Here is a 316-nt window from a genome sequence, read left to right as displayed (position 1 = left end):
ATCTACGGTCACGTCATAGTAAATCTCACCACGCTCCGTTTGACTGGTGGTTGGAGAAATGTTGATAACAGTTCCCTTAAGTGCACCAAATCGAGAGTAATCAAAGGCATCTACCTTCACTCGTGCTGATTGGCCTACAGAAACAAAGCCAATATCTCTTGGGGATAGCTTAGCTTTAAAGCGCGCTTTGCCCTCAACAGGTACAATCTCAACAATAGTGCCACCAGGTTGAATAACACCGCCTTTCTTAGTGGTAGGTAGGCTTTGAATCAACCCTTTTACCGGCGAGGTCACTAGTGTATTGCTGACCTTTGCT

General features: G+C 45.6%; 1 protein-coding gene. It reads right to left on the bottom strand.

Features of this window, described 5'->3' with window-relative positions:
* A partial coding sequence (locus AB4585_RS26280; protein ID WP_372171698.1) for an HlyD family efflux transporter periplasmic adaptor subunit occupies positions 1-316 on the bottom strand: 316 nt, incomplete at both ends.

It is taken from the genome of Vibrio sp. 10N.222.49.C9 (assembly GCF_041474985.1).
Taxonomy (GTDB): Bacteria; Pseudomonadota; Gammaproteobacteria; order Enterobacterales; family Vibrionaceae; genus Vibrio; species Vibrio crassostreae_C.
Note: the sequence above shows the minus strand (reverse complement) of the source record. Positions and strands in the feature narration are given on the sequence as shown.